General features: G+C 51.4%; 26 protein-coding genes, 1 tRNA gene and 3 pseudogenes. 10 read left to right on the forward strand and 20 right to left on the reverse strand.

Features of this window, described 5'->3' with window-relative positions; translation table 11 throughout:
• Window positions 1-127 precede the first annotated feature (127 nt).
• Together BZK40_RS21100 and BZK40_RS21105 are read right to left on the reverse strand one after the other, a co-directional pair.
• Window positions 128-316 (reverse strand): annotated as a pseudogene (locus BZK40_RS21100) (DinI family protein); the annotation flags it as partial.
• 118 nt (window positions 317-434) lie between these two features.
• Window positions 435-2,531: a replication endonuclease gene (locus BZK40_RS21105; RefSeq protein ID WP_354086331.1), complete on the reverse strand. Its 2,097-nt coding sequence runs from the start codon at window positions 2,529-2,531 to the stop codon at window positions 435-437.
• 175 nt (window positions 2,532-2,706) lie between these two features.
• Here BZK40_RS21105 and BZK40_RS24675 point away from each other — a divergent pair, with 175 nt between their 5' ends.
• Window positions 2,707-3,300 (forward strand): hypothetical protein, encoded by a 594-nt coding sequence (locus BZK40_RS24675; RefSeq protein ID WP_172111199.1) that lies wholly within the window; start codon window positions 2,707-2,709, stop codon window positions 3,298-3,300.
• Between the two features lie 21 nt (window positions 3,301-3,321).
• On the opposite strand, the gene BZK40_RS21115 is transcribed toward BZK40_RS24675, so the two are convergent.
• From BZK40_RS21115 to BZK40_RS21140, 6 genes are all read right to left on the reverse strand, one after another.
• Entirely contained in the window at window positions 3,322-3,546 is a 225-nt protein-coding gene (locus tag BZK40_RS21115; RefSeq protein WP_079935245.1) for a TraR/DksA family transcriptional regulator, read from the reverse strand.
• The gene (locus BZK40_RS21120; RefSeq protein ID WP_079935246.1) at window positions 3,546-3,779 is read right to left on the reverse strand and encodes a DUF2732 family protein; all 234 of its coding nucleotides are present in this window, start codon (window positions 3,777-3,779) and stop codon (window positions 3,546-3,548) included. Before BZK40_RS21120 ends, BZK40_RS21115 begins: the two co-directional genes overlap by 1 nt.
• Window positions 3,780-3,845: 66 nt before the next feature.
• Window positions 3,846-4,046 (reverse strand): hypothetical protein, encoded by a 201-nt coding sequence (locus BZK40_RS21125; RefSeq protein WP_001550179.1) that lies wholly within the window; start codon window positions 4,044-4,046, stop codon window positions 3,846-3,848.
• A complete protein-coding gene (locus BZK40_RS21130) occupies window positions 4,033-4,260 on the reverse strand; it encodes a phage filamentation protein Fil family protein (RefSeq protein WP_079935247.1) in 228 nt (75 codons plus the stop codon). The genes BZK40_RS21125 and BZK40_RS21130 overlap by 14 nt, the downstream gene beginning before the upstream one ends.
• 7 nt (window positions 4,261-4,267) lie before the next feature.
• A complete protein-coding gene (locus BZK40_RS21135; protein ID WP_079935248.1) occupies window positions 4,268-4,777 on the reverse strand; it encodes a phage regulatory CII family protein in 510 nt (169 codons plus the stop codon).
• 30 nt (window positions 4,778-4,807) lie between these two features.
• Window positions 4,808-5,071 carry a hypothetical protein gene (locus BZK40_RS21140; protein WP_001630878.1) on the reverse strand — a complete coding sequence of 88 codons (264 nt, stop codon included), beginning with the start codon at window positions 5,069-5,071 and terminating at the stop codon, window positions 4,808-4,810.
• Window positions 5,072-5,200: 129 nt separating this feature from the next.
• On the opposite strand from BZK40_RS21140, the gene BZK40_RS21145 reads away from it, so the two are divergent.
• Window positions 5,201-5,776 carry a phage repressor protein CI gene (locus BZK40_RS21145; protein ID WP_079935249.1) on the forward strand — a complete coding sequence of 192 codons (576 nt, stop codon included), beginning with the start codon at window positions 5,201-5,203 and terminating at the stop codon, window positions 5,774-5,776.
• Entirely contained in the window at window positions 5,776-6,819 is a 1,044-nt protein-coding gene (locus tag BZK40_RS21150; RefSeq protein WP_079935250.1) for a phage integrase, read from the forward strand. Before BZK40_RS21145 ends, BZK40_RS21150 begins: the two co-directional genes overlap by 1 nt.
• A gap of 127 nt (window positions 6,820-6,946) precedes the next feature.
• Here BZK40_RS21150 and BZK40_RS24900 read toward each other — a convergent pair.
• From BZK40_RS24900 to BZK40_RS21160, 3 genes and pseudogenes are all read right to left on the reverse strand, one after another.
• Window positions 6,947-7,108 (reverse strand): annotated as a pseudogene (locus BZK40_RS24900) (hypothetical protein); the annotation flags it as partial.
• Window positions 7,088-7,183: pseudogene (locus tag BZK40_RS24980) on the reverse strand (ATP cone domain-containing protein); the annotation flags it as partial. The pseudogenes BZK40_RS24980 and BZK40_RS24900, both read right to left, overlap by 21 nt.
• Window positions 7,184-7,338: 155 nt before the next feature.
• The gene (locus BZK40_RS21160) at window positions 7,339-7,584 is read right to left on the reverse strand and encodes a hypothetical protein (RefSeq protein ID WP_139762122.1); all 246 of its coding nucleotides are present in this window, start codon (window positions 7,582-7,584) and stop codon (window positions 7,339-7,341) included.
• A gap of 177 nt (window positions 7,585-7,761) precedes the next feature.
• Between BZK40_RS21160 and BZK40_RS24680 the strand changes: the two genes are divergently transcribed.
• Window positions 7,762-7,876, forward strand: a tRNA-Ile gene (locus BZK40_RS24680).
• Between the two features lie 267 nt (window positions 7,877-8,143).
• Here BZK40_RS24680 and BZK40_RS21165 read toward each other — a convergent pair.
• From BZK40_RS21165 to BZK40_RS21185, 5 genes are all read right to left on the reverse strand, one after another.
• The gene (locus BZK40_RS21165; protein WP_001573898.1) at window positions 8,144-8,467 is read right to left on the reverse strand and encodes a DUF1889 family protein; all 324 of its coding nucleotides are present in this window, start codon (window positions 8,465-8,467) and stop codon (window positions 8,144-8,146) included.
• A 109-nt stretch (window positions 8,468-8,576) separates the two neighbouring features.
• Complete coding sequence (locus tag BZK40_RS21170; protein WP_079935253.1) at window positions 8,577-10,391, reverse strand: diol dehydratase reactivase subunit alpha; 1,815 nt, start codon at window positions 10,389-10,391, stop codon at window positions 8,577-8,579.
• 10 nt (window positions 10,392-10,401) lie between these two features.
• On the reverse strand, window positions 10,402-10,830 hold the full coding sequence (locus BZK40_RS21175) for a diol dehydratase small subunit (protein ID WP_007372193.1): 429 nt from the start codon (window positions 10,828-10,830) through the stop codon (window positions 10,402-10,404).
• A 2-nt stretch (window positions 10,831-10,832) separates the two neighbouring features.
• The gene (locus BZK40_RS21180; protein ID WP_008785852.1) at window positions 10,833-11,417 is read right to left on the reverse strand and encodes a propanediol/glycerol family dehydratase medium subunit; all 585 of its coding nucleotides are present in this window, start codon (window positions 11,415-11,417) and stop codon (window positions 10,833-10,835) included.
• Between the two features lie 11 nt (window positions 11,418-11,428).
• Entirely contained in the window at window positions 11,429-13,096 is a 1,668-nt protein-coding gene (locus BZK40_RS21185) for a propanediol/glycerol family dehydratase large subunit (protein WP_079935254.1), read from the reverse strand.
• A 392-nt stretch (window positions 13,097-13,488) separates the two neighbouring features.
• On the opposite strand from BZK40_RS21185, the gene BZK40_RS21190 reads away from it, so the two are divergent.
• Genes BZK40_RS21190 through BZK40_RS21205 form a run of 4 tightly spaced genes read left to right on the forward strand, consistent with a single transcriptional unit; the run spans window position 13,489 to window position 16,004 of the window.
• Entirely contained in the window at window positions 13,489-13,917 is a 429-nt protein-coding gene (locus tag BZK40_RS21190) for a GlcG/HbpS family heme-binding protein (RefSeq protein ID WP_003828504.1), read from the forward strand.
• A 22-nt stretch (window positions 13,918-13,939) separates the two neighbouring features.
• On the forward strand, window positions 13,940-15,103 hold the full coding sequence (gene dhaT / locus BZK40_RS21195) for a 1,3-propanediol dehydrogenase (RefSeq protein ID WP_003024734.1): 1,164 nt from the start codon (window positions 13,940-13,942) through the stop codon (window positions 15,101-15,103).
• A gap of 16 nt (window positions 15,104-15,119) precedes the next feature.
• Window positions 15,120-15,473: a glycerol dehydratase reactivase beta/small subunit family protein gene (locus BZK40_RS21200; protein WP_079935255.1), complete on the forward strand. Its 354-nt coding sequence runs from the start codon at window positions 15,120-15,122 to the stop codon at window positions 15,471-15,473.
• Entirely contained in the window at window positions 15,474-16,004 is a 531-nt protein-coding gene (locus tag BZK40_RS21205) for a cob(I)yrinic acid a,c-diamide adenosyltransferase (RefSeq protein ID WP_079935256.1), read from the forward strand.
• Here BZK40_RS21205 and dhaR read toward each other — a convergent pair.
• Together dhaR and BZK40_RS21215 are read right to left on the reverse strand one after the other, a co-directional pair.
• On the reverse strand, window positions 15,982-17,907 hold the full coding sequence (gene dhaR / locus BZK40_RS21210; RefSeq protein ID WP_003828512.1) for a dihydroxyacetone kinase operon transcriptional regulator DhaR: 1,926 nt from the start codon (window positions 17,905-17,907) through the stop codon (window positions 15,982-15,984). The genes BZK40_RS21205 and dhaR overlap by 23 nt on opposite strands.
• Before the next feature lie 91 nt (window positions 17,908-17,998).
• The gene (locus BZK40_RS21215) at window positions 17,999-19,096 is read right to left on the reverse strand and encodes a glycerol dehydrogenase (protein ID WP_079935257.1); all 1,098 of its coding nucleotides are present in this window, start codon (window positions 19,094-19,096) and stop codon (window positions 17,999-18,001) included.
• 561 nt (window positions 19,097-19,657) lie between these two features.
• Between BZK40_RS21215 and BZK40_RS21225 the strand changes: the two genes are divergently transcribed.
• Window positions 19,658-21,316 (forward strand): glycerone kinase, encoded by a 1,659-nt coding sequence (locus BZK40_RS21225; RefSeq protein WP_079935258.1) that lies wholly within the window; start codon window positions 19,658-19,660, stop codon window positions 21,314-21,316.
• A gap of 533 nt (window positions 21,317-21,849) precedes the next feature.
• On the opposite strand, the gene cfa is transcribed toward BZK40_RS21225, so the two are convergent.
• The gene (gene cfa, locus BZK40_RS21235) at window positions 21,850-23,004 is read right to left on the reverse strand and encodes a cyclopropane fatty acyl phospholipid synthase (protein WP_048215499.1); all 1,155 of its coding nucleotides are present in this window, start codon (window positions 23,002-23,004) and stop codon (window positions 21,850-21,852) included.
• A 67-nt stretch (window positions 23,005-23,071) separates the two neighbouring features.
• Here cfa and BZK40_RS21240 point away from each other — a divergent pair, with 67 nt between their 5' ends.
• Entirely contained in the window at window positions 23,072-23,920 is an 849-nt protein-coding gene (locus tag BZK40_RS21240) for a helix-turn-helix domain-containing protein (protein WP_020996343.1), read from the forward strand.
• Here the strand turns inward: BZK40_RS21240 and BZK40_RS21245 are convergent, their stop codons facing one another.
• Window positions 23,921-24,694 (reverse strand): siderophore-interacting protein, encoded by a 774-nt coding sequence (locus tag BZK40_RS21245; RefSeq protein WP_048225649.1) that lies wholly within the window; start codon window positions 24,692-24,694, stop codon window positions 23,921-23,923.
• Window positions 24,695-24,890: the final 196 nt, after the last annotated feature.

Genomic DNA, 24,890 nt, shown 5'->3' on the forward strand with positions numbered 1-24,890 from the left:
GTTCCTTCATTGCTGTGAGTATCCTTGACAAACTTACGGCAAACACTTTCTCAAGTAAATCCCAACGAGTTGACGCGACATAGAATTCTCTAACTTTTTAAATGGATCACAGTTCAGTAAAGTCACAATCGTCGACCTTGCCTGTAGAAAAAGTGACCATGAATTTTTTATTTTTTAAGACCTCCCCTTTTGCCAATACAGCTATCAAATCTAGTGCAATCTCACGATCTCTTTCCTGACAAGCACCTTCAGTTGTTAGGCGCGCAATCATCTCGACCCGTTCAATCATGACTTGCTTGTTCAACTCTTTATCCACACAACCTCCACCACGAGACACTGTATAAACATACAGTATCACGTATTGGCAAAAGGTGTGAAGAAATAAATCACAGTTAAATACACTGTATGTACATGATATGGATGAATATTCATGGTTATATTTTCGTTGCCAGTTCAGCTAAAACCGCAACGCGACTGAGGATTTCTGTAGCTTTGGTCTGATGTTCCTTAGCTCTAGCCTGATGCGATGGTGCTGCGGAAAATATTTCGCCTTTGGCCGTTCCGCGTAACCATTTGCCATCAAAACAACTTTTACCACCAACCATCAGGTGCATGGCTTCGCCCCGGCTGATAGTGATGCCTGTTGTCAGATGTACCTCGTCGATAATTTTCGCTAAAACTGCGTTTTGCTCATTCGTTCCGTGAATGAATTTTCGCCTTATTTGTGTTTTTTGCTTCCTGAGTCGGTTTGTCAGCTCTCGTTTTTCACGTCGACTCAAGGGTTTTGATAAATCAAGTTCCGGTGGATCGCTTTCGCTTCCCGTACAGTTATTGACAGAACTCCGAGAGGGCGCAGGAGCGCCCTTAACGTCAACGGCCAAATCAACGGCACGCTTCGGCACAATTTTCCACTGCGTTAACCGGGTTAAAATCGGGGTGCCAGCGCCGACAACAGAGTCGTAAACACCACGGATACAGACGGTTTCCTCGCCATACTGATTAAACTCGGCGCGTGGTTCATACAGCGTGCGCACCTGCAAATCATCGCGACGGACAAACGGCCCACCCTGCGCATTAACATAACCAGCCCAGTCACCGGCATCAGCGGCATCATGAACGGCAGCAAACTCAACACTCAGACCATGTGCTGTCTCGGTGTCAGCGAGACGACGCAATTCACGGTAGACCGTCACCGGCGCGCCGCCGATAAACTGAAACTGACGGATGTGCCAGCGTGCCGCCCATGCTGAAACGGCGGGGGCTGTCTCTTTCAGCAGCTCACCGCTTTCGTCATCGGTTTCACCATCGAGCGCATAGCCGTCGATATTTTTTGAAATGTATTTAGCAACATAGCCGGTAGCGCTGCCCTTTTCTGGGTCAATGGCCTCGGCATGAAAGCGCGCCTTTTTGGCCTTGTCGCTTCTCAGTTCGTGACGGTCTTCCTCCCACGCGTAATCGCGAATGATGAGGCGCACGCGCTCGACATCTTCCGGCAACATGAACATAAGCATGTGCCAGTGAGGCGTTCCGTCGTGATGAGGCTCGGCAACACGGATGCCGAAAATGCGGATTTCTTCCCGGTGCAACTTGGCACGTATGCGCGCCCAAAGGCCGGTTAGATAACTCTGCGTGTCTGACGGGCTGGCTCCGTTCCATTTGCTGTTACGGTAGCCCGCTTTAGTTGTGGCGTGATATTTAGACGGCGCGGTCAGTGTGTAAAACTCCCCGACATAACCGAGTTCATTGCAGATATTTTCAAACCCACGGATGCGGGTCATCAGCTCACAGCGACGTATTGCAGGGTTAGCAACCGAGCCATCGTATTTTTCAATCAGACTGATGCGGTTGCCGTCTTCGTCTTCGAGCTCCAGTCCTTTAAGAAATTCACGCGTGCGGCGTTTCTGCTCGCGCCAGTCGGTCACGCAGTTTTTACTCGCGTATGCGTGTCGTTTTTTGCTGACATTGCCGACTGCAATTTGCAGATGTTCGCGCCATGCAGCCGCAATGCGACGTAAACGACCGCGCCACCAGACATCATTAAACATGCGCATGATTGCTGGTGCCGCTTTGTCCTGGTCAAAGTATTTTGTTGTCAGTCCCGCCCAATGAGGAGGAGTAACACCAAATTGCAGAGCAATTAATCCTGCGCGCATGTACCAGCCATGTAATGTCGCCAACTCGCCGAAATCTGAATCAGCGTCATCATATTCTGCCAGTTCAGCACGAATAAAATTAGCGATATCAGCGGCCAGCAGGTCAATGTCGGCACGCGACATATCCGGGAGGCGGTTGTATCTGGCGACCATATTGACCATACGTGATGCCAGATACTGCATATATTTCGTATCGAAATGACCACCGAAAACATCGCCTGATACATCGCTGCTGATGCCTGCACACTCATATTTTTTGGCGACCAGTTCAAGACGCGGCAATGCCTTTTTGCAGAAGCTGATTAAAAAAGCATTGGCTCGTTGACTGCCCTGATTTTGCTCCAGCACCGCAGCGGTTCGATAAACATCAAAACGCACGCACTCAGGCTGGAGGGAAAGCATTTTTCTCGCATGCAGCAAAGCCGCGAACATGCGGTCGCGGCGATGCTGTTGGTCATAGGTGAGATATGGGCTGGCTATTGCCTGTTTTGGAAAATTCCATACAAAGGCATAATCAATCTCACCCGTAGCTTTTGCTGAGACAGGAGTGTCTATGACTTTATTCACTGAAGAAGATCCCACCCAACGCCGCTATGTTGATTTGATTACAGAGGTGACGCCTTTCGAAGCTACGAAAGAACCAATGAAGATCATTTCCGCATCCGACATGCTGGGCATTTGCGATGCTTTTCTTGCTGACACTCAATGCCACATAGCAGACCGGCTACCTCTTTCAATAGCTGGTCGGCGTGAGCTAGGTCGGAAAATTGAGTGGAATTGTCCACATAGCTGGAAACCACGCGAAGAATGGTCAACACATGTTCGGCACGCCTTACAAATTTTAAATCGACGTTATTTGGATACCCCAGTATCTCCACAGGATGACTGGCAGACCTGGGAAGAACTATCGACAGATATTCATGTGTCGGCTCGCTGTGTTCGGCAGACTGTTGAGTTTTTTCGCTCTGGAAATCCCCTGCATTTACCGATGTCGACTGAGCTTTTTGCTGTTCCCGAAGTTTTTTCAAAATTTGTAGCTTCGATTCTTTCGGGTGACATTCACCCTGTTTGGATGTGGTATGCTGACGCAGCCAAAACGCCGAGATGCTTTGATGGGCTTTATCCCAAATACACGCCGCTTTCTTGAGCTGGCTTAGTGGTCGGGTAGTCATATTGCCCCCCGATAGTGTTTTGCTTTCAGCTCTTCAACCTGCTGGCAGGTCACGCACAAATCCACGCCCGGAATCGCGATGCGGCGAGCTTCCGGGATTGGTGTGTCACATTTTTCGCAGAAAAAACGGGAAGGTGCAGCGATACGGCTGCGCGCTTTATTGATATAGCGCTCGCGGTCTTCCTGCTCACGCTGTTGGGCTAAATCAATTGTGTCGGCCATTAGTGCAGCTCCTGTGATTCGTTCTCAAAGCGGGCTGCTTCGCGGCGCAGAAGTTCGGCCGCTTCTTTGCCGGTCATATCTGAATTGGTAATGTGAACTGCCAGAGTTTCGAGGCGGATTGAAACGGCAAGAGCGCGGTCTTTGCGCTCTTCTTTTTTGGCTTCTTTAAACATAGACTCCAGCACGTGGTCGCCAGCACTACTCGGCGTTGATAAATAAATAGTTCGACTCATATATCCTCCTGATTTTTGGCAATAAGAAGCCCGGCGGGTTTACGCCAAATAATTACGTTTAATTAATTAACTGTATCCAAATACAACAGCAGGTTTGCTTTTTAACTGCTTGATGATTTCGGCTTTTAATCCATCCTTAAATTCTTTGCAGCACTCCCACTCAGGGTCAACGCGAAGTATTGCGCCATCGCGGGTTTTAATTTCAAAACCTTCCTCCATATTTGGAATCATGGCACCTAAAACAATTCTTAATTCATCGCGTGACATGTTTCACTCCTTTAATAACAAAGTGGACAATACGAATAATTAAAAAACCTGACGATTTCGGCGACTTTGTTTTCAGCCCTTTTAATAATTCGGACTGTGAGCGACTCGGATGCCAGCGCTTGCCGTCCTTACCTGCGATCCAGCCGTGTCCGTAGTTCATGCCAGGGCTTTGCTTAACGAGCAGAGACGCGAATGACGGTTCACCTTTCAGCATACGCACCTCAAATCAGACCAAACGATGCGCCAATACCGCTCATGGTATCGACCACGCTCGACATAGCGGGATTAGTCTGCAGACGCGCATGCAGCGCCAGAGCCGACAATGACAACATGCGGATGCCAGAGTTAACGCTTTCAATCATGTTGTGCTTACGGGCAGTGGTCAGACGCTCATCAGATACCGCACCGCTCGCCAGCTCGCCAAGTTCACGCATTGCGCGCATGACGTAAGACTGCAATTTTTCTTTAGCCAGCTCATTAACCGGCACGCATGGTAGGCAATGAATCTGCGCCAGAAAACCATCAACGAGGGTTGAGTCTTCGGTCAGGTCAGTCAACAGCCACAATTCAGGCGGCGTAAACTGGTGAGGCTGTTCCGGATTGAGTTTGTTGCGTAACGTCTGAACATTCATACTCGCACGCTCGGCCAGCTTCGCCATGTTGTGACGCTGCGCAAAAGCCCGGCACGCTTCGTCATAGTGGGGATGTTTGGAAATCTGAAAATCAAACATGCTGCATCCTTACAATTCACATAAAGTGAATTAAGCGCCGATGACGAGTTGAAAACGGGAATGCCCCAACGCCTTACGCAACTGCTCTTCTTTCCAGCGTGCGTAATAAATACGAATCGGGCCACCGGCTTTCTTGCAGCCTTTACGGATAGTGCGAGGTTCGATTGGTACGCAAGGATTGTCGCCGGTCGTCCAACGGTAAGCGGTACGTTCAGAAACACCCTCAAGCTCTGCGAATTGCTGCAGAGTAACGATAGGTGCAGGCACTTTGATGATTGCGATTTCAGAAGCCATGTTGCATGATTCCCCTTTTGCTAAAGATTGCAATTAATAGCCATCTGTTTGCTAACGTTCGCCATTAATTGCCTAGGTTTAGGCTTAACATAACTCCCAAAATGGAGTTTGTAAATAGGTTAAAGCTACATGAGAATTGAAGGTCTTGGTTTAAACAATGAAGAAGTGCTGGATAGGATTTGTGAGGCTTACGGATTTTCTCAGAAAATTCAATTAGCTAGACACTTCGAAATTGCATCAAGCTCTCTTGCTAACAGGTACAGTCGCGATTCCATTTCTTATGACTTTATTGTGCATTGCGCCCTAGAAACTGGTGCAAATCTCGCCTGGCTACTCACTGGCAAAGGGTCACCTACAACCGGCAGCATAAATACCGATACCCAAAATGTGGAGAAATTCACATTAAGTGAAGAATCTCTGGTTAGTGATGGCGATTTGAGCATTGCTGGCAAGTTCTTTAGCAAGCCGCTTACGAATCCAATTGCCGTCTACGCTGACGGAAAACTCCATTTCATCGAGCGAGACGCATCCCTCTCAGATGGAGAATGGCTCGTCGATATTGAAGGTGCTATTAGCATTCGAGAATTAACAAAATTGCCAGGCAGAAAACTACATGTAGCAGGGGGTAAGATTCCCTTTGAATGTGGATTTGATGACATTAAAGCATTAGGTCGCGTGATGGGTGTATACAGCGAGGTTAACTAATGACCGTGCGTAAACATCCTGCTGGCGGTTGGATTTGTGAGCTTTATCCAAACGGTGCAAAAGGCAAACGTATCAGAAAGAAATTCGCCACTAAAGGCGAGGCACTGGCGTTTGAACAATACACCGTTCAAAACCCGTGGCAGGAAGAAAAGGAAGACCGACGCACGTTAAAAGAGTTGGTCGATTCATGGTATAGCGCTCATGGCATTACACTGAAAGACGGCTTGAAACGCCAGTTAGCCATGCACCATGCTTTTGAGTGTATGGGCGAACCACTCGCACGCGATTTCGATGCACAGATGTTTTCCCGCTACCGAGAAAAGAGATTAAAAGGTGAGTACGCTCGTTCAAACAGAGTTAAAGAGGTATCGCCTCGCACGCTCAATCTTGAGCTGGCCTACTTTCGAGCGGTGTTCAATGAGTTAAATCGCCTAGGAGAATGGAAAGGAGAAAATCCGCTGAAAAATATGCGCCCATTCCGCACGGAAGAAATGGAAATGGCCTGGCTAACTCACGATCAGATTTCGCTACTGCTTGATGAGTGCAAACGGCATGACCACCCTGATTTAGAAACTGTGGTAAGAATCTGTCTCGCTACTGGTGCTCGGTGGTCTGAGGCCGAGAGTCTGAAAAAAAGCCAGCTCGCGAAATACAAAATCACATACACCAACACAAAAGGAAGAAAAAACCGTACCGTTCCAATTAGCAAAGAGCTCTACGAGTCTCTGCCCGATGATAAAAAAGGTCGGTTGTTTAGTGATTGTTATGGCGCGTTCCGGTCTGCTTTGGAAAGAACAGGCATCGAACTACCGGCAGGACAGCTTACCCACGTTTTGCGCCACACCTTCGCCAGTCACTTTATGATGAATGGTGGTAATATTTTGGTCTTACAACGCGTGCTTGGTCATACCGATATCAAAATGACCATGAGATATGCGCATTTTGCCCCCGATCATCTGGAAGACGCAGTAAAGCTCAACCCATTGGATTTTAAAACAAAAATCAAAATAGAAGATAATGTTGAGGAGGTGGAGGTGATCTAGCCAACTTACTCGAAGCTTTGAGTAGTTGTATTGTCGTAACGGTGAATAATGCATCACAAATCGAGAATTTTTGTAATGTCTTTTTCAAACAAATGACATAAACCTTGATGATCTTTTTGCTGGGCAATAAAACATAAAAATGCCTCAACACTACTCTTTGAGCACTCGTTGAACCTGACTGCACAGGTAACGCGCGCCCTACGATTACACTCATCGCATAATCGAGATAAGAGTTTAATAAGAGTTCATCATCTATCGTTTTGGCACAAGCTTCAGCCGCGCGTTCAATAGCCTTATGGATACGATCCGCATCGACCGTAACCCTTTGACCATCTCGCTTAGTGACTATAACAGCATGTTCCAAAACAGTTCCTCGTTACGCTTACCCTAACAATTGAGAAGATCTACTCATCTCCACCAAAAGCTAGAATGGAGGGGACCCCTCCGTTAATAAGTGGTATTTATGCTAAAAATTGTACAGAAAGAGGATATGACTTGTTCATAGACTCTCCTTATTTTTTAAAAATATTTCTTTATAATCAAAACGATAAACTTAATCTCTACGCCTAATTTCTCCCAAAACGTTGGAAGGTACTCAAACCAACCAAGATCACGAACCGAACGGTAAGCTGATAAACAATATGAAATTAATTTCATTGTTTTCAGTACGATATCAAAAACGCTACCATTTTTACTCGGTTTAACAACTGATCTTTTTGCGTTTTTAGCGTAGGTTTTGTGTTTTCTCTTAAGCTTCTTTTTCACATCCGTATCCTTCAGGATATGAGGAAGCCACCTTACCACTTTAAAAACGTCCATGCGGGTATACTCAGGACAATAAGTAAGTTAAGGCCTGTTATGGTTCGAATCAATGGTTCCACATGTAAAGAAATGTGATGGCGATGAAATGGCGGTAGAAATGGCGAATGCTGGGTAATCATTGGCAAATAGTGGCAATCTATATCAATGATAAATAACGCAAACTATTGATTTTCGGTTGTTCCGTTAGGAACTCATAATCGCTTGGTCGCTGGTTCAAGTCCAGCAGGGGCCACCAAATCTTAAGGACTTGCGAGAAATTGCAGGTCTTTTTTTATGGGTATTCCGTAGAAATTGGCATGTAGCAAAAAAGAGTTTGTCCTGGAAAAATCAATACTTGCTTGCATCAATATGTTGAATGAGTACACGGAAGAACATAGCTGGCGGGGGCTAAAGCTATTTACGCGATACACCTGTTCAGAAAACAGCATGTTAATGGCAACCCCATCTGGACGCCGCCATCCTGGGATGGAAACGTCCGTTAGAGTTTAATTCGATAGTCAGCTCACACTAGCTCTTTGAGCTGCTCCTGCATATAGGTTGAAAAATACTCTGGGTTCTTGATAAGGATGCGGTTACCGGAGGCGACTTTTTCTGCCCATCCGGCCACTTTTTTCGTGAACTCGGGATTCCATCCCTCTTGCTCACCCCGTGCCATCACAACTTCCGGACTCGCTGGCACACCTAAGTCATGCAAATACTTTAAGATTCCCTTAGCGGTACTTTCATCCATTGAATGTGGTACTGACGCCGAAGTGTTCATACCACCAATAAAATCCAATGCTTTCTCAATTGCTGTTGGCATGCTCTTATCCTTAAAATTAACCACGTGAGAGACACATTTATACTATGTACCCAACTCCGCCGGGATATCAAAGAGAACATCGCCTTTATTTGACTTACCCCGCAGCTAAACGCTTGCGCGGCTGTTTTCTGCGCTATTTTTTTGCTTCTCCGGCTAAAACCAGCCCAGTTGCCACCGCATTACGCGGCCCTTCGGTACCTCGAATATTGCCCTGCCCGGCGACAACGCCGTAATGCGCCAGCGCATCGGTGATCATCTGCGGGATTTCGAAATCCAGCGAAGAACCGCCTACCAGCACCACAAAAGTCATATCGCGAATAGAGCCACCGGGTGACACCTGGCGTAACGCGCGCAGGCAGTTGGTCACAAAAACCTTCTCTTTAGCCTGTCGGCGCACCAGACGGATTTTTTCCAGCGAGGTCTGGTTATCTACCGGGATCAGCTCACCCTCTTTCAAGTACACCACTTTGGCGAATACTGACGGACTGAGCGGTTCGCGGAAAAACTCCACCGCGCCGTTCTCATGGCGAATGCTGAACAGGCTCTCCACTTTTGCCAGCGGGTATTTTTTTATTTCCTCCGCCAGAAATGCATCGCTTAAGCCCAGCTCAGTTTGAATCAACAGGCTGACCATATTCCCCGCGCCGGCCAGATGAACTGCTTTCACTACACCGTCGCTATTGATGACGGCGGCATCGGTAGATCCTGCGCCTAAGTCGAGGATCGCCAGCGGTGCGGCGCATCCGGGCGTTGTTAACGCCCCTGCTACGGCCATGTTGGCCTCCACACCACCGACTTCAACTGGGGTATTTAACCGGGCGCTCAGCTCACTGGCGATGGCCTGCATCTGTAAGCGATCGGCTTTCACCATCGCCGCAATGCCCACGGCGTTCTCCATTGAACACTCTCCGGCAATGCCGCCCTGCACCTTGCGCGGAATAAATGTATCGACCGCCAATAGATCCTGAATATGCACCGTGTTCATGTCATGACCGGTCAGCGAGGCCATCACCTTACGCACCCGCTCCAGCATGCCGCCTGCGTGCGTACCAGCTTCCCCACGAATATCGCACACGGGCGCACAGGCGCTCATCGCCTGCATAATGGCCTGAGCGCCCTGCGCTACGTCGGCTTCACCGCCGCGCTTTTCACCACGGATAAAGATCTTACCCGCCGGGATCACTCTTGATCGCACATCTCCCTGCGGGGTTTTCAGCACCACAGCGGAACGGTTGCCAATCAGCGCTCTGGCGATGGGGACAATAGTTTGTGTTTCCTCAGGGGTCAGGGCAAAGAAGGTTGCGATACCGTAAGGATTCGACAGCACCCGCACCACCTGTCCCGGGGCCGCCACTTCCACCGCCGCCAGCACGCCTTCCGGCACCTTCTCCAGTAGAGTGACTTCATCAACCACCGGTATTGGCCGATGCAGGCGATTATTCACCAGCACGCCATCATCTTTTTTCAGGATGGCCGCCACCACGTTGACGCCGCGATCCAGCGCTTCATTGATAAACCAAACCGCCTCAAGGAAATCCATCTCTTCACCCACCAACGGTATCCAGCCCTGGGCAAATCGATCCTCGCTCAACGCCGCCAACTTCTCCACGGCGATGGTGGTTCCCATGCCCACGCCAACGCCGCCGGGCGTTTGCGGGTTATGACCAATCATCGTTGATTCGGTAATGATGGTTTCAGTGATGGTTTCCATCGCCACATCGCCAATCACCGGTGCGGCCTCGTTGATGCAGATTTTTGCCACGTCCTGCAGCGACCACGGCGTTTTATCCAGCGCCTGCTGCAGGGACGCGACCACCCCGGCGATATTCTCCCGCGTGCCTTTCATCCCGGTCGTGGCGACAATCCCGCTGCCGATAAACCGGCCATCCTGCGCCAACGCCACTTCAGTGGTGGCGTTGCCGATATCGATCCCTGCAATTAACGGCATGCTGCCTCCGTCACTGACTGCCTTTACGCAGCTTATTTCTCTGCTGGTATACCTCTGCCGATTCGCGGACAAACCCGGCGTTCACCGTGGCGTGCCAGGTGTGTTCCAGTTCATCGGCAATGGCCTGCAACTCGGCGAACGAAGAACGAAACGGCCTCAGTGCGTTGTAGATCTCCAGAATGCGGGCATCCGGGATCGCAATCAGTTCTGCCGCACGACGAAAATTGCGCGCCACGGCATGACGCTGCATCTGCTCGGCAATCTGCGCCTGGTACTCCAGCGTTTGCTGAGAAATACGCACATCCTGCGGCCCTACGCGGCCCGCCAGCACATTCTCAAGGGTAATGTCGGTTAGCGGCTTGCCGCCAGGCGTCCGGATTTTCTCCGGGCAGCGGGTGGCTAATGGGTAATCCTGCGCGGTCATGATGTTGTCGTTCATGGTCATTCCCTTACCAGTGCAATATGCAACGTGACAGGCGCAGCATCCTGCACCACGTGTTTGGTTTCTTTGATATGAAACAGCGCGGCCTTGGCCATAAATTTAGGGCGCACCATCTGGTCATTGACCACTGGCACCGGCGAAGGCGACTCTTTGCGTGCATAGCGCGCGGCGTTTTTACCAATCTGACGATAGGTTTCCAGCGTCAGCAGCGGAGCCTGAGAAAACAGTTCCAGGTTACTTAGCGGCAGCAGATCGCGCTGATGAATCACCGTGGTTCCTTTCGACTGGATACCAATCCCAATGCCTGAGCCGCTGAGATTTGCCGCATCCCATGCCATAAAAGAAACATCCGAGGTGCGCAAGATCCTCACTACTCGCGCATGCAGTCCCTCTTCTTCGATGCCAGCAACCAGCTCTTTCAAAATCGCGTTGTGCGGCATATCAATCAAGGTTTTATGCTGATACTTATCAAAGGCCGGGCCGACGCCAATCACCACCTCATCCACGCGCTCATCCGCGTTAGCCGCCTCGCCTTCGCTCACCTGTAAGGTGAAAACCGGCTTACGTTCAGTTGTGCATTCCACTGTGTACCGCCTTATTCGATCGAGCCGGGCTGAACCACGCCCGCAATATTTTTAATTTCCGCCCAGCGTTCGGCACTGATGCGATAGCCGGTACCAGGTCCCTGATAATCATTGATGTCGTTGACGGCGCTGACGACGTCGAACTGGCGATCCAGAATGGCCGACGTTTGCAGGTAATCACCGGTAACACGCTGTCTCAGCATGTTGAGGATATTGCTGGCGATATCTTCGAAGCCGCTGCAACTCAACGCGCCGACGATATCCAGCCCGGTGATATTGCGCTTCATCATCTCTTCCACGGCAGCCAAATCCTCCACCACATTGCGCGCAGGCATATCTTTGCTGCCGTGAGCATAAGTAGCAGCTTCGACTTCTTCATCGCTAATCAGCGGCAGGCCCAGCTCGCAGAACACTGCCTGAATGGCGCGGGCGGCCTTATTGCGAATGGCGATGGTTTCCTCTTCCGTGACCGGACGCAGACCGCCGTCAACCATCAGATCGCGTTGCAGAATGTTGTAATCATCGAAATCTTCAGCGTCGAAGTTCGACCCGGCAAACATGTTGTCGTAGTTGGGTACCGCGCTATAACCGGAGAAAATAAAGTCGGTACCCGGCAGCATCTGCATCAGGGTACGGGCAGTACGGCGAATATCGGAGTGGGAAAAAGTCTGGTCATTGGCGGAGGCCACTTCAAGGTCGAGCATTGAGGCAATCAGGTTTTCCGCCAGCACCGCGCGGATCCCTGACGGCACAGCGCCGGTCATGCCGATACAGCTGACCGCACCGTTTTGCAGCCCCTGTACGCCCGCGCCTTTAGTGATAAAAATGCAGCGCGACTCCAGATAAAGCATCGATTTACTTTCGGAATAGCCCATCAGCGCTTCCGAGCCGGTGCCGGAGGTGTAGCGCATCTTCAGGCCACGCGACGCATAAGCCGAGGCGAGAAACGCTTTGGACCACGGCGTGTCATCGCCGTCGGTAAACACCGATTCTGTGCCATAGACCGACACCGTTTCGGCATAACTGGTTAGCCCTCGCATGCCCAGCTCCAGCTCGGTGGCCTCTTCAACGGAACATTGGGTCAGCACACCGGGACGACCGCACTGAGAACCCACCAGCAGTGCCAGGGCGTTAAACGGCGCGTAGCGGGCGATCCCGACCGTCGTTTCCTGCTCGGAAAAGCCGCGGATCCCCGCTTCAGCAGCGTCGGCGGCTATCTGTACCGGGTTATCTTTCAGGTTAGTCACGTGGCACTGGTTGGAGGGAGTGCGTCTGGCGCGCATTTTTTGTAGCGCCATCATCATCTCCACCACGTTCATTTGCGCCATCACTTCCACCGCTTTCGCCGGGGTGATGGCGGTGGTAATGGCAATAATCTCTTCCCGACTGACGTGGATATCCACCAGCATTCTGGCGATCTCCAGCGCGTCGAGCTGCATGGCGCGCTCCGCCTCGGCCACGTTAATGGCATAATCGGCAATGAAACGGTCGATCATGTCGAACTCGGCGCGGCTCTTACCGTCCAGCTCAACAATACGACCATTTTCCACCTTCACCGACGACGTCGGATCGTAAGGGCTTTCCATGGCGATCAGCCCCTCTTCAGGCCATTCGCCAATCAGCCCATCCTGATTTACAGGCCGCTTCGCAAGCACTTCGAATCGTTTTGATCTTCTCATGATTTATTGACTCAAAAGGTAAAAAATAGGGACGCCGGGCCGCATTACCGGGGACACCACACCCGGCATTCGCCTTTCATCAGCAATGGCCGAACTCTAAATGAGCCAAGCAATAAAAAAATAAAATTAATTTCGTTCCAATTTGGCACCTAATAAAAACGCATCGTTTCATATTGAAACGCAATTCAGGAATATCCATCGTGAATTGTGACGAGGTTAAATGATCATTATCAATAAACGCAAAATCAGGGAAATAAATTTAATTTTTATGAAAAATCCACCCTATTGACTTAATAACGTGCGGCGAGAAAATAAGGTAAAGCCAATGATAAAAATAGCTGTTGCGCGATATGTTTCGTGACCTCAGCCCTACAACATTTTCAGGAGAGACTGTGAATAAGAGCCAACAAATTGCCACCATTACGCTGGCGGCTGCAAAAAAAATGGCGCAGGCCGTTGAGGCTAAAGCGCTTGAGATCAATGTTCCGGTGGTCTTTTCCGTGGTGGATCACGGCGGGAATACGCTGCTAATGCAACGCATGGACGATGCGTTTGTCACCAGCTGTGATATCTCTCTTAATAAAGCGTATACCGCCTGCTGCCTGCGTCAGGGTACCCATGAAATTACCGACGCGGTACAACCTGGCGCTTCGCTATATGGTTTGCAGCTTACTAACCAACAGCGCATTGTTATTTTCGGCGGCGGCTTACCTGTCATATTAAACGGTAAATTAATTGGTGCCGTTGGCGTTAGCGGCGGCACTGTCGAACAAGACAGATTATTAGCAGAAACCGCACTGAATTGTTTCTCTGAATTATAATTTAAATCTAAGAAGGTATATTATGAGCTATCGTATGTTTGATTACCTGGTGCCAAATGTGAACTTCTTTGGCCCCAATGCTATTTCCGTTGTCGGCGAACGCTGCAAACTGTTAGGCGGTAAAAAAGCGCTGCTGGTTACAGATAAAGGTCTGCGGGCTATTAAAGACGGTGCGGTAGATAAAACCCTAGCCCATTTACGTGAAGCGGGCATTGACGTGGTGGTTTTTGACGGCGTTGAGCCAAATCCCAAAGACACCAACGTGCGCGATGGCCTGGAGGTCTTTCGCAAAGAGCATTGCGATATCATCGTTACCGTTGGCGGCGGTAGCCCGCATGACTGCGGTAAAGGCATCGGTATCGCGGCAACTCACGAAGGCGATCTCTACAGCTATGCCGGGATTGAAACCCTGACCAACCCGCTGCCGCCTATCGTTGCGGTGAATACCACTGCCGGTACCGCCAGCGAAGTCACCCGCCACTGCGTGCTGACCAATACCAAAACCAAAGTGAAGTTTGTGATTGTCAGCTGGCGTAACCTGCCGTCGGTCTCCATTAACGATCCGCTGCTGATGCTCGGCAAACCCGCCCCGCTGACCGCCGCGACCGGTATGGACGCCCTGACCCACGCCGTAGAAGCCTATATTTCCAAAGATGCCAACCCGGTCACCGACGCCGCCGCTATTCAGGCTATTCGCCTGATCGCACGCAACTTGCGTCAGGCCGTAGCGCTGGGCAGCAACCTGAAAGCTCGCGAGAACATGGCCTACGCCTCTCTGCTGGCGGGTATGGCTTTCAACAACGCCAACCTCGGCTACGTTCACGCAATGGCGCATCAGCTTGGCGGTCTGTACGACATGCCACACGGCGTGGCGAATGCCGTACTGCTCCCGCACGTGGCGCGCTATAACCTGATCGCTAACCCGGAGAAATTTGCCGATATCGCAGAATTTATGGGCGAAAACACTGACGGACTCTCCACCATGGATGCCGCCGAACTGGCCATTCACGCCATTGCCCGTCTCTCCGCTGACATCGGCATTCCGCAGCATCTGCGCGATCTGGGCGTCAAAGAAGCCGATTTCCCGTACATGGCGGAAATGGCGCTGAAGGACGGCAACGCCTTCTCTAACCCGCGCAAAGGGAACGAGAAAGAAATTGCCGAGATCTTCCGTCAGGCATTCTGATAACGCAGGGGGCGCAATGTCACTTTCATCACCGGGCGTACATCTGTTTTATCACTCACGCTGGCAGGATACTCGCGTGCTTGATGAGCTGTGCTGGGGGCTGGAAGAGCAAGGCGTCCCTTGCCGGGCAATCTGTTGCGACGAGCATGACTGCGCGCTGGCATTGAGCAAACTTGCGGCCAAAAGCTCAACGCTACGTGTCGGTCTGGGTCTTAACGCCACGGGTGATATTGCTTTAACCCACGCCCAGTTGCCCGAGGATCGGGCGCTGATCCGTGGGCATATCCGCGCCGGAATTGCGCAGATCCGAACGCTTGGCGCCAATGCCGGTCAACTGGTTAAAGTACTTCCCTTCAGCGAGATAAAATAAATGTACCGCATCTACACCCGAACCGGCGATAAAGGCACGACCGCGCTGTTTGGCGGCAGCCGTATCGACAAAGACGACATCCGCGTTGAGGCCTATGGCACGGTGGATGAACTGATTTCCCAGCTTGGCGTCTGCTATGCCAGCATGCACCAGGCTGAACTACGCCAGGATCTGCACGCCATGCAGAAGATGCTGTTTGTACTGGGTGCGGAACTCGCCAGCGATGAGAAAGGACTCGCTCGCTTACAACAGCGTATTGGCGATGAGGATATTCAGGCGCTGGAGCAGCTTATTGACCGCAATATGGCGCAAAGCGGCCCGCTCAAAGAGTTTGTTATTCCGGGGAAAAATCTGCCATCGGCACAGCTACACGTTGCGCGAACTCTGACGCGCCGACTGGAGCGGATCCTTATCGCAATGAGCAGAACGCTGACGTTACGCGATGAACCCAGGCGTTACATCAACCGACTGTCGGACGCGCTGTTCTCGATGGCGAGAATTGAAGAAACTAGTCCAGATGCTTGCGCTTAAACTGGCTGGCATCAATGTCGTATTGCTTCATCTTGCGCCACAAAGTAGTGCGACCGATATTCAACAGTTGCGACATCTCCTGTACGCGCCCGCTGGTGACGCGAGCAGCATGGATAATCGCCTCTTTTTCAATAGCGGTAAAGGTCAGACTGGCTGGCAGCAGTGAAGACGCCGTCTCCAGACCAGGACGTTCGGCAAACAGATAATCCGGTAGATTGCTCAGCCGAATATGGCCGTTATCACTGCTGATGGCGATGTTTTCGATAATGCTGTTCAGCTCAAAGTCATTGCCCGGCCACGAATAGGCCACCAGCTGAGCCAGCGCGTCGTCGTCGATCTTCAAACTGGATGAAAAGCGTTTTTTCAGGCTATTCAGCCGCGTATAAATCAGCGAGGGAATGCTGTTACGCCGCGCCCGCAGCGGGGGGATCACTATCTCAAAAGAGTGCAGCGCGTAATACAGCTGACGGCTAAAGCGGTTTTGCTCCACCAGATTGGCGAGATCAACCGTGGTGGTGGCGATCACTTTGACATCCACCGGAATCAACCGACGGGCATCCAGGCGGGTTAGTACCCCCTGCTTGATCACCTGTAACAGCGCGGATTGCAGCTCCGGCGCCAGATATTCAATTTTTTCCAGAAACAGCGTGCCGCCGTTCGCCAGTTCAAGACGGCTCAACCGGCCATTTTCATCGTCGGTGGGCGCACTGCCCATAAAATCCTGCCCCAGCACGCTGTTGGCATACAGCTGACAGTTCACGGCGATATACGGCCCGCTGGCGCGCTCGCTTTCGTTGTGAATGGCCTGACTCAGCAGTTCCTTACCAACGCCCTCTTCTCCGCACAGCAGGATCGGGAAACTCCCCCTCGCCGCCTGGCGTCCAAAATGGATCAAGCGGCGGGTTTCCGGATCGTCAGTCGACATCTGCTCAAAGGTGTGGCTCACCTTGCCGAGCTGGCTGGTCATCAGCTGGCGCATTTGCTCCACCGGATGCAGTAGCAGGATAAAGCTGTTGCCCTGCTCCTCAACAATAGGTTTTAGGGTGATGACGGCATCAACAAACTGATGCTGGCTTTCAAAGGTAACTTCGACGTGATTCAGACCGCGGGCATGTTTGATCGCCCGGCGCAGCAACATGGGGAGATTGAGCAGATCGTGAATGTTTTTCCCCTGACTGGCCTGAGCATCGAGATGCAAAAGCAGCGCCGCACGCGCATTGAGGAACTGCAATACGCCCTGTTCGTTCCAGGCCATCACACCATCATCCATACTTTCCAGCAGCCCGTACATCTGGTTCAGATGGCGGTTGGATTCAGCCAGCAGGCTGTCGGTCAGCAAAGAGTTGCCGACTTCTCTGGCTATCGCCAGCGTCAGGGATAAATCAGAAACGCACTCATGCTCCACCAGACAACACAGCGAGATGGAGCCGAACAGTCGACCATGGTTATCGAAGACCGGCGTCGAGCAGAACGACCACGGATGCAGCGCCTGTTTAAAATGCTGATCGCCAGAGGTTTTTGTCGGCTGGCCCGGCATCGTCGCCAGCGACAGCGCACAACTGCCAATGATGCTTTCCGCACAGTAGCTGCCGTCGCGAAACCCAAGCTCCGCCAGCTGTTCCACCGTCTGTGGGTCGCCGCAACGGCTGAGGATACAGGCTGATTCATCCAGAATCAGCAGCGCGCACGGGCGGCCGTCCATAAACTCCCAGGCATCTTCCAGCGCAGCCTGAGCAATCGTCAGCAACGCCGTCTTGCGACGACAAATCGACTCAAAGGTCAGCCCTTGCGCCTGATGCGGCGCCTGCCAGGTTTCCCGCTGCATAAACTTGCTGCAACGATGCCATGACTGGGCAATGACTGAAGAGACTTCCTTCCCGATGCTATGCGTGTGCGCCGTCATATCCCTTTCCGCTGTTTAACCATAGACAACCCCTCCGGCAGAGACTGTCAGAGGGGGAGAAGATGCCGGATAAAAACCTACCGACGACTGATTAACGCGCCAGCCACTGCTGTCCCAGCAGGTCTGCCGTCAAAATAGCGGCATGTACGCTTTCAGGCGTTACCGGGAACGGCATATTGTGGATGGTTTCACCTTCTGCACAGGTCGCTTTTGCTACGGCCATGATCTTGCCGTCAACGTCTTCTTTCACGCCCATTTCCGCTAACGTTACCGGCAGGCCTACTTTCTGACAGAAATTCAGCACGGTTTCGATCTCTTCCATCGGGCTGTTTTGCAGCACCAGTTGCGCCAGCGTACCAAAGGCGACTTTTTCACCGTGGTACAAATGGTGGCACTCTTCCAGAATCGTAAAGCCGTTGTGGATCGCATGCGCCCCTGCCAGACCGCTGCTTTCAAAGCCGATGCCGCTGAGGTAAGTGTTAGCTTCGACAATACGCTCCAGCGCATCGGTCACCACGCCGGCCTGCGCGGCAAAGCGTGCCTTCTCGCCTTCCGCCAGCAGGGTATCATAGCACAAGCGCGCCAGGCTCAGCGCCGCCACGGTGGACTGTCCGCCCGCCATGCTGGTCGCTCTGGCGTCATAACAGGCTTTCGCTTCAAACCAGGTCGAGAGCGCATCGCCCATCCCGGCCACCAGCAGACGTACCGGCGCTTTGGCAATGATTGCAGTGTCCATCACTACCATATCCGGGTTTTTCGGGTAGATCAGATACTCTTCAAACTCACCGGCTTCGGTATAGATAACGGACAGCGCGCTGGTTGGCGCATCGGTAGACGCGATAGTCGGGATCACCACCACCGGCAACTTCTGGTAGTAGCCAATCGCTTTGGCGGTATCCAGCGTTTTCCCACCACCAATCCCAACCACGCCGCGGCAACCGTGCTGTTTCAGAATGGTAATCAGGCGATTAATTTCAACATGGCTACATTCACCGTTAAAGCGTTCCGCATGGCAGCTAATGTCGTGGCTGTGCAGGCCGTTGAGTACCTTCTCTCCCGCCAGTTTCATCACGAAGTCATCCGCAATCACGAAAAAGCTGTCCGCCAGATTTTTAGCGTATTGACCAAACAAGGTGGAAGCGTCAGGACCCTGGAGATATTTGGCTGGAGATTGAATAACTTTTAGCATTCCTTTCATCCTCAAATAAGTACATGTTTTTACATGGTGAGCCCTGGCGTTAACCTGTTTGGCCTGATGCTGACGGCGAAAACGGGAGGTACCGGAGCGATGCAATAACTGTATGGCGAGGCGTGCACAAAAAAATCTTTCGTCTTTTTGTTCTGATATGAAACAGATAAAAACAACACATGTTTCATATTGGAACGCTTAACCATAAAAAATATAAGGTTTGCGATCCCGATCCGTGCATTTGCCACCAAATCTCCGGCACAGACGAATCTCACTTTCTCTTTTACCCACTCACTTGCCAAAATACCGGTAAAAAAAAGCTGACAGTACCGTGTGACCTGCATTCATCGCGAGAGGAAAAAGTCGAGCGAGCTCGCATTGTGGTCGTTCCCCGTTCTTTTAGGTTTCATTTCGGAACAAAAAACAATAACAACGTTCCGTAATGAAACTCATTTTAACGTTGTTTTTTTCCACGCTGACTTCGCCAGAATCTCTCTATCGCCTCCGCACCATGACCATGCTTCCGGGGGTTTGTCTTACACTCAACCTCAAGGAGCCGTTATGTCTCAATTCTTTTTTAATCAACGCACCCATCTCGTGAGCGACGTCATCGACGGTACGATTATCACCAGCCCGTGGAATAACCTGGCGCGTCTGGAAAGCGATCCGGCCATTCGCATCGTGGTCCGTCGTGACCTCAACAAAAATAACGTAGCGGTCATTTCCGGCGGCGGTTCAGGGCACGAACCCGCGCACGTTGGGTTTATCGGTAAAGGTATGCTAACCGCCGCAGTCTGTGGCGACGTGTTCGCTTCCCCGAGCGTAGATGCGGTACTGACCGCCATTCAGGCGGTAACCGGTGAGGCGGGCTGTTTGTTGATCGTGAAAAATTACACCGGTGACCGTCTTAATTTCGGTCTTGCCGCCGAGAAAGCCCGTCGCCTTGGTTACAACGTTGAAATGCTGATTGTCGGCGATGACATCTCCCTGCCGGATAACAAACACCCGCGCGGCATTGCGGGAACCATCCTGGTGCATAAAATCGCGGGCTATTTTGCCGAACGCGGCTACAACCTCGCCACCGTCCTGCGTGAAGCGCAATACGCGGCCAATAACACCTTCAGTCTGGGCGTTGCGCTTTCCAGCTGTCATCTGCCGCAAGAAACCGACGCCGCCCCGCGTCATCATCCGGGCCACGCGGAGCTGGGTATGGGCATTCACGGCGAACCAGGCGCCTCGGTCATCGACACCCAGAACAGTGCGCAGGTGGTGAACCTGATGGTGGATAAACTGCTGGCTGCCCTGCCTGAAACCGGCCGTCTGGCGGTGATGATTAACAATCTTGGCGGTGTTTCTGTTGCCGAAATGTCCATCATTACCCGCGAACTGGCCAGCAGCCCGCTGCATCCGCGTATCGACTGGCTGATTGGCCCGGCCTCGTTGGTTACCGCGCTGGATATGAAAGGCTTTTCACTGACGGCCATCGTGCTGGAAGAGAGCATCGAAAAAGCGCTGCTCACAGAGGTGGAAACCAGTAACTGGCCGACGCCGGTCCCACCGCGTGAAATCAGCTGTGTACCGTCATCTCAGCGTAGCGCACGCGTGGAATTCCAGCCTTCGGCGAACGCCCTGGTGGCCGGGATTGTGGAGCTTGTCACCACAACCCTTTCCGATCTGGAGACCCATCTTAATGCGCTTGATGCCAAAGTTGGCGATGGCGATACCGGTTCAACCTTTGCCGCAGGCGCGCGGGAAATTGCCAGCCTGTTGCATCGTCAGCAGTTGCCGCTGGATAACCTTGCCACGCTGTTTGCGCTGATTGGCGAACGTCTGACCGTGGTGATGGGCGGTTCCAGCGGTGTGCTGATGTCTATTTTCTTTACCGCTGCGGGGCAGAAACTGGAACAGGGAGCTAACGTTGCCGAAGCCCTGAATACGGGACTGGCGCAGATGAAGTTCTACGGCGGCGCAGACGAAGGCGATCGCACCATGATTGATGCGCTGCAACCGGCTCTGACTTCGCTGCTCACGCAGCCGCAAAATCTGCAGGCCGCCTTCGACGCCGCGCAAGCGGGAGCCGAACGAACCTGTTTGTCGAGCAAAGCCAATGCGGGTCGCGCATCGTATCTGAGCAGTGAAAGCCTGCTCGGAAATATGGACCCCGGCGCGCATGCCGTCGCAATGGTATTTAAAGCGCTGGCAGAGAGTGAATTGAGCTAAGCCATAAATGCCTGATGCGCTTCGCTTATCAGGCCTACGAGTGCAAACCTATGTAGGCCAGATAAGGCGCTTGCGCCGCCATCCGGCGAAGAAGTGCCTGATGCGCTGCGCTTATCAGGCCGACGAGTGCAAACTTTTGTAGGCCGGATAAGGCGCTTGCGCCGCCATCCGGCAAAGATACGCCTGATGCGCTTCGCTTATCAGGCCTACGAGTACAAACCTATGTAGGCCAGATAAGGCGCTTGCGCCGCCATCCAGCGAAGAAGTGCCTGATGCGCTGCGCTTATCAAGCCTACGAGTACAAAACCTATGTAGGCCGGATAAGGCGCTTGCGCCGCCATCCGGCAAAGATACGCCTGATGCGCTTCGCTTATCAGGCCTACGAGTACAAACCTATGTAGGCCGGATAAGGCGCTTGCGCCGCCATCCGGCAAAGAAGTGCCTGATGCGCTTCGCTTATCAGGCCTACGAGTACTGCGAGTGCAAACCTTTGTAGGCCGGATAAGACGTTTACGCCGCCATCCGGCAGAACGTTAACGATAAACACGGATGCCGCCCTCTACACCGCGGCTAAACAGCACCTGCCAAAGCTCAATATCTCTGGCGCGGAAAGCCCCTGCGCAGGCACATAAATAATAATTAAACATTCTTCTGAAGGTGGCGGAATAACGTGACGACAGCTCCGGCCAGGCCTGATTAAAGCGCTCATGCCAGGCCATCAGCGTTTTATCATAATCGCTGCCGAAGTTATGCCAGTCCTCCATCACAAACCGTGATTCGCTGGCCTCGGCAATATGGGAAATTGCCGGCAAGCAACCGTTCGGGAAAATGTATTTATTGATCCACGGATCGACGCTCATCCCTTTTTTATTGCTACCAATGGTATGCAGCAGGAACAGTCCATCCGGTTTTAAACAACGGTCAGCGATGCTGAAATAGGTGTCGTAGTTTTTCGGCCCGACGTGTTCAAACATCCCCACGGACACAATGCGATCGTAGTGTTTATCAAGATCGCGATAATCCTGCAGCAGAATGTTAACGTCCAGCCCTTCACAGCGCTGCTGCGCCATTTTCTGCTGCTCTTTGGAAATGGTAACGCCTTCTACCGCCACGCCATAATGACGCGCCGCATATTCTGCCAACCCGCCCCATCCACAACCGATATCGAGTAAACGCATACCCGGCTTAAGCTGCAGCTTCTCGCAGATCATTTTTAATTTGGCATTTTGCGCTTCGTCTAATGTGGTCGCGTCTTTCCAGTAACCGCAGGAATATTGCATATGCGGATCAAGCATCAGCGCAAAGAGATCGTTACCAATATCATAATGTTCTTTACCGACGATCCATGCACGGCTACGTGACTGCAAATTAAACAGGCGTGCGCTGGCAATGCGTAAAATATCTTTCAGATTACCTGGCATCTGCTGGTCGAGTTTTGCTTTCAGGATTTTGCAGAACAGAATATCGAGCCGTTCGCAGTCCCACCAGCCTTCCATATAGCTTTCGCCAAGCCCTAACGAGCCTTGTTGCAATACCCGTTTAAAGAAACCGGTATGATGAAGTTGAATGTCCCAGGCGCGCGAGCCATTAATTCTGATATCCGCTTGCGAAAGCAGCTCTTTTCCCATTCGGGTCCAGTTATCATTTGTTTCATTGACGATGACAGCATCTGAACAAAGCGAGTTCATGGTATTTACCAAAAGTGGACTAAAAATTATTACGCAAGATTATTATGGAAAAAAGAGTGTATGTATTATGATCCGCGGACAAGATCTATCGAACAGCGGACACACCATCGGGAGCATTGACGATTCATTTATGGAAACTCTCGCGCAAAAACAGTGGAACTCCTTCCCGGATAACTCCATGACCGAACTGCCGCAGGACGTATTCTTTCGCTCTTATGTCCTGGAAGCCAACCACCATGTACCGCAGCATTCACACTCTTTTATGCAGTTTCATTTCGCCCGCAAAGGCAGCATGCGCATTGATGTTGCCGGTAAGTGCTGGATAATCCCGGCGCATTATGGCATCTGGATCCCAAATAATACGGAGCATGCGGTTTGGGCATTAGATGATGTATATTTAGAAAATCTGGATATTAAACCGGGTTTTCTTGAAGAGAGCATCAATGAATGCAAAGTCGTGGCTATCAGTGATTTCGCCAGAGAGTTTATTCATTACGCCACGAATTCAATTTCAGGCCATTATGATAGTCAGTCAAAAGAGGGCAAGCTGGTTAGTGTGCTGGTCGATATTATTCTGCAACTCCCGGAAGTCGCTTTTGTATTACCCTGGCCGCAGGATCGCGAATTAACCAAAGTCTGCCGAACAATACAAGAATCCCCCGCACTGGAGCATTCGGTTGAATACTGGGCGCAGCATTTGGGTATGTCTGCCCGTACCTTTTCACGTCATTTCAAAAAAGAAACCGGATTGCCCTTCAGCGTCTGGAAGCAAAAAATGCGAATACTTGAATCAGTATTAATGCTGAAGAAAAATAAAAGCGTAACCGCCGTGGCACTCGACGTTGGGTATTCAAGTACCGCGGCATTTAGCTACGCATTCCGCCAGGCGTTTGGCGTTCCGCCCTCTAATTACTGATTAACGGCGTTGATGCCAGTAAGCCGCTGCACGAACCCGTTGCTGATCGAACGCCTCGGTTTCAAAACGAGCACTCAGGTTTTTGACCACCTTTCCTTCGCCAGTGATCCAGATGAAATAATCGTCTGTGGGCATGCTTAGCCGCGATAAGTGTTCATTCACCGCCTGCTCGTTATGGCCGATAAACCACTGAAGAGTAAATCCGTCGAGATGGGCAAAATAGTCCTGGTAGGCTGCATCCTGCACGCTAACCAGCGCCGTGACGTTCGGACGTACCACCAAACGGCTGAGCGACTCCAGGCGTCGGCGCAACGCGGGCATTCCCGACTCATCACACACGTAAACCTGATACGCATAATCCTCTGGCACCACCAAAGAACCGCGCGGCCCGCCGATCGTCAGCTTGTCACCCTCACGGGCATTCATCGCCCACGTACTTGCCACGCCGCCGTCATGAATATAGAAATCCAGTGCCAGCTCATGGCGCGCTTCGTCATACAACGGCGTGTAGTCACGGGAGAGCGGACGTACACCGTCCGCCCAGACAATGCCTTCATCGGTGACGACAGGTGGTACAAAGTTGCTGCCCGGTTCAGGGAAAAAGACCTTGGTATGGTCGTCAAAGCCGCGTGAGCTAAAACCGTCCAGCGCGTCACCGCCCAGTACAATACGCTGAAAGCCCGCGCTAATACGCTCTACGCGCAGGACAGTAAGTTCTCGAAAACGCAGTTCATTGCGAACGCGCTGTGGGTAGCGTGAGATGTTTTTTGTCATTTTTTCGCCTTGTGAAGATAATACGATATATCTAAATTGATTTTTTAAATGATAATGATTGCTAATCAAAAATATTGCAAGCACTTTTTGATATAGTTAAATTATGATTACCCGGCTATCACACCCATATAAAAACAGTTAATAATCATCATGTTATACAGAATATAATTTGTAGACTTGCAAACTGATAATTTTT

The sequence above is a fragment of the Citrobacter portucalensis genome, assembly GCF_002042885.1.
Classification (GTDB): domain Bacteria; phylum Pseudomonadota; class Gammaproteobacteria; order Enterobacterales; family Enterobacteriaceae; genus Citrobacter; species Citrobacter portucalensis.

Excerpts from the sequence above, each read along its gene's own strand:
- BZK40_RS21245 (WP_048225649.1), bottom strand. The coding sequence starts at position 24,694 with ATGACAAAAAACATCTCACGCTACCCACAGCGCGTTCGCAATGAACTG.
- BZK40_RS21205 (WP_079935256.1), top strand. The coding sequence starts at position 15,474 with ATGTACCGCATCTACACCCGAACCGGCGATAAAGGCACGACCGCGCTG.
- BZK40_RS21135 (WP_079935248.1), bottom strand. The coding sequence starts at position 4,777 with ATGTTTGATTTTCAGATTTCCAAACATCCCCACTATGACGAAGCGTGC.
- BZK40_RS21130 (WP_079935247.1), bottom strand. The coding sequence starts at position 4,260 with ATGCTGAAAGGTGAACCGTCATTCGCGTCTCTGCTCGTTAAGCAAAGC.
- BZK40_RS21175 (WP_007372193.1), bottom strand. The coding sequence starts at position 10,830 with ATGAACGACAACATCATGACCGCGCAGGATTACCCATTAGCCACCCGC.
- BZK40_RS21125 (WP_001550179.1), bottom strand. The coding sequence starts at position 4,046 with ATGTCACGCGATGAATTAAGAATTGTTTTAGGTGCCATGATTCCAAAT.
- BZK40_RS21170 (WP_079935253.1), bottom strand. The coding sequence starts at position 10,391 with ATGCCGTTAATTGCAGGGATCGATATCGGCAACGCCACCACTGAAGTG.
- BZK40_RS21120 (WP_079935246.1), bottom strand. The coding sequence starts at position 3,779 with ATGAGTCGAACTATTTATTTATCAACGCCGAGTAGTGCTGGCGACCAC.
- BZK40_RS24675 (WP_172111199.1), top strand. The coding sequence starts at position 2,707 with ATGACTTTATTCACTGAAGAAGATCCCACCCAACGCCGCTATGTTGAT.
- BZK40_RS21115 (WP_079935245.1), bottom strand. The coding sequence starts at position 3,546 with ATGGCCGACACAATTGATTTAGCCCAACAGCGTGAGCAGGAAGACCGC.
- BZK40_RS21225 (WP_079935258.1), top strand. The coding sequence starts at position 19,658 with ATGTCTCAATTCTTTTTTAATCAACGCACCCATCTCGTGAGCGACGTC.
- BZK40_RS21140 (WP_001630878.1), bottom strand. The coding sequence starts at position 5,071 with ATGGCTTCTGAAATCGCAATCATCAAAGTGCCTGCACCTATCGTTACT.
- BZK40_RS21215 (WP_079935257.1), bottom strand. The coding sequence starts at position 19,096 with ATGCTAAAAGTTATTCAATCTCCAGCCAAATATCTCCAGGGTCCTGAC.
- BZK40_RS21240 (WP_020996343.1), top strand. The coding sequence starts at position 23,072 with ATGATCCGCGGACAAGATCTATCGAACAGCGGACACACCATCGGGAGC.
- dhaR (WP_003828512.1), bottom strand. The coding sequence starts at position 17,907 with ATGACGGCGCACACGCATAGCATCGGGAAGGAAGTCTCTTCAGTCATT.
- dhaT (WP_003024734.1), top strand. The coding sequence starts at position 13,940 with ATGAGCTATCGTATGTTTGATTACCTGGTGCCAAATGTGAACTTCTTT.
- BZK40_RS21145 (WP_079935249.1), top strand. The coding sequence starts at position 5,201 with ATGAGAATTGAAGGTCTTGGTTTAAACAATGAAGAAGTGCTGGATAGG.
- BZK40_RS21185 (WP_079935254.1), bottom strand. The coding sequence starts at position 13,096 with ATGAGAAGATCAAAACGATTCGAAGTGCTTGCGAAGCGGCCTGTAAAT.
- BZK40_RS21200 (WP_079935255.1), top strand. The coding sequence starts at position 15,120 with ATGTCACTTTCATCACCGGGCGTACATCTGTTTTATCACTCACGCTGG.
- BZK40_RS21150 (WP_079935250.1), top strand. The coding sequence starts at position 5,776 with ATGACCGTGCGTAAACATCCTGCTGGCGGTTGGATTTGTGAGCTTTAT.
- cfa (WP_048215499.1), bottom strand. The coding sequence starts at position 23,004 with ATGAACTCGCTTTGTTCAGATGCTGTCATCGTCAATGAAACAAATGAT.